At 54.2% G+C, this 472-nt stretch carries 2 protein-coding genes; both read left to right on the forward strand.

The annotated features are described in order from the left end of the window. The coding region (locus M3194_RS30860; protein ID WP_251657960.1) for a RodZ domain-containing protein at positions 1–267 on the forward strand (267 nt) is incomplete at its 5' end. 26 nt (positions 268–293) lie between these two features. Continuing rightward, on the forward strand, positions 294–472 hold a 179-nt coding region (locus tag M3194_RS31760), incomplete at its 3' end, for a flavodoxin-dependent (E)-4-hydroxy-3-methylbut-2-enyl-diphosphate synthase (protein WP_397334398.1).

Below are 472 nucleotides of genomic sequence, written 5' to 3' on the forward strand. Positions count from 1 at the left end.
GCGTCGGCGCAGGATCTGGTGATGAACTTTTCCGCCGACTGCTGGCTGGAAGTGAGCGATGCCACCGGTAAAAAACTGTTCAGCGGCCTGCAGCGTAAAGGCGGTAACCTGAACCTGAGCGGTCAGGCGCCGTATAAGCTGAAAATTGGCGCCCCGGCCGCGGTACAGATCCAGTATCTGGGCAAGCCTGTCGATTTAAGTCGTTTTATCAGAACTAACCAGGTTGCGCGTCTGACCCTCAATGCCGAATCATCACCGGCGCAGTAACAGACGGGTAACGCGGGAGATTTTTCATGCATAACCAGGCTCCGATTCAACGTAGAAAATCTAAACGTATTTACGTTGGTAATGTGCCAATTGGCGATGGGGCTCCCATCGCCGTTCAGTCAATGACCAATACGCGCACCACCGATGTGGCGGCGACCGTAAATCAAATCAAAGCGTTAGAGCGCGTAGGCGCGGACATTGTCCG

Origin of the sequence: Paenibacillus glycanilyticus (assembly GCF_023715145.1) — a bacterium.
Lineage (GTDB): Bacteria > Bacillota > Bacilli > Paenibacillales > Paenibacillaceae > Pristimantibacillus > Pristimantibacillus glycanilyticus_A.